The 1,825-nt window shown below is 64.7% G+C and carries 2 protein-coding genes; one reads left to right on the top strand and one right to left on the bottom strand.

Annotated elements, in window-relative coordinates; all coding sequences use genetic code 11:
* A partial coding sequence (locus tag Q4F04_RS15820; protein ID WP_303370741.1) for a LysR family transcriptional regulator occupies positions 1–511 on the bottom strand: 511 nt, incomplete at its 3' end.
* A 113-nt stretch (positions 512–624) separates the two neighbouring features.
* On the opposite strand from Q4F04_RS15820, the gene Q4F04_RS15815 reads away from it, so the two are divergent.
* Positions 625–1,825: ABC transporter substrate-binding protein (locus tag Q4F04_RS15815; protein ID WP_303370740.1), on the top strand; the 1,201-nt coding region annotated here is incomplete at its 3' end.

The following is a 1,825-nucleotide window of genomic DNA, read 5'->3' as shown; positions in this document are numbered from 1 at the left end:
CGGCCGCCTTCCCATAGGTCAGGCGAAAACTCTGTTCTAGCGTGCGAGGGTCGGATTCCTGGTGGGTCGCCACGATGCGAATCGGGATTTCCCCCGCTGTCGCCCGGAACCTGTGAAGGATCGGGTTGAGCCATTTCTGCAGCAGTGTCGGCAGGCCTGATATCGTCAGCTCGTCGTTCAGCCGGTGACTGGCGATATAGTCCTGCGCCAGAAGCAGGCGGTCGAACCCTTGCGAGATCAGGTCGTGATAGGACCGCGCCGCTGGGGTCAGCATGGCCCGGCGGCCGTCCTTGACGAACAGCGGCAGACCCACGTGCGACTCCAGCAGCTTGAGTTGCTGGCTGATTGCGCCCGGGGTGACCCCCAGCGCCCGCGCGGCGCTGTTGACCGAGCCCAGCCTGCCGAAAGCCTCGAACGCCTGCAGCGCGCGCAGCGGCGGAAGCGCCGTATTCACGTGATCCGTTCTCCTCTGTTCCGGCGCACAGTTTAGCGTATCTGACAGATAGGCCAACCAAACTGATTTGTGGGGTACGCCATATGGCCGTAGTTCTTAAGTCTAGACATAAAAATGCCGCCACCGCCTTGCCGGCCCGGGCGTCTTCACCACAGGGAGCACGAAACACGATGGCCTTGCTGACCACCCGACGTTCGCTTCTGCTTGGGGCGGGGGCGATGTCCACCGCCGCCGTGCTGGGGCTGCGGCCCGGCCGCGCCTTGGCGCAGGACGCACCCCCCCGCAAGGGCGGCACCTTCCGCCTGGCGGTCGCCGATTTCGACACCGCCGAGACCCTGGACCCTCAGCTCAACGAAAGCCGCTTCATGATGCAGCTGCAATACCAGCTGCGCAACTGCCTGATCGAGGTCGGGCCGGGCGGCAAGCTGGTTCCCGAGCTTGCGACCGAATGGGGCAGCAACGACGACCTGACCGAATGGACCTTCAAGCTGCGCGACGGGGTCGAGTTCCACAGCGGCAAGACCATGGCCGCCGATGACGTGGTCTGGTCGCTGAACCTGCACCGCGGCCCCGACACGGTCTCTGAGACCAAGGCCCTGTTCGAGCCCGTCACCGACATCCAAGCGACCGGCCCGAACGAGGTCCGTATCACGCTGGCCGCGCCGAACTCGGGCTTTCCGTCGCTGTTGAGCATGGTGACGATGCTGATCGTGCCCGCCGAGGACCGTGATTTCGACAAGGGCATCGGCACCGGCGGCTATACGCTGGAAAGCTACGAGCCGGGCGTCGGCAGCCGCGTGAAGCGCTTCCCGAATTACTGGAAGGAGGGCCGCGCCCATTTCGACGAGATCGAAGTCAAGTGCATCGCAGATGTGAACGCCCGCATGACCGCGCTGCAGACCGGCCAGGTGGATGCCATCGCCTTCGTGGACACCACGACCGCGGACCTGCTGAAGTCGATGCCCGGGATCAACCTGATCCAGACCAGGGGCAAGCAGCACTACGCCTTCAGCATGAACTGCACCGACCCGCTGTTCGCCAATCCGGACGTGCGCATGGCGATGAAGCTGGCCATCAACCGCCAGGAGATGCTGGACAAGATCCTCTCCGGCTATGGCTCGATCGCCAACGACCAGCCGATCTCGGAAGCCTACCAGTATCACAATCCGAACCTGGTACAGCATGTCTACGACCCCGAGAAGGCGCGGGCGCTGCTGCAGAAGGCAGGGGCCGAGGGGCTGACGGTGCCGCTGCACGTGGCCGAGGCGCCCTTTGCGGGGGCCACGAACATGGCCCAGCTCTACGCCGAACAGGCGGCGGCGGCCGGCATCACTATCGACGTCAAGCGCGAGCCGGACGATGGCTATTGGT

The sequence above is a fragment of the Paracoccus sp. (in: a-proteobacteria) genome, from assembly GCF_030536915.1.
GTDB lineage: Bacteria > Pseudomonadota > Alphaproteobacteria > Rhodobacterales > Rhodobacteraceae > Paracoccus.
Note: the sequence above shows the minus strand (reverse complement) of the source record. Positions and strands in the feature narration are given on the sequence as shown.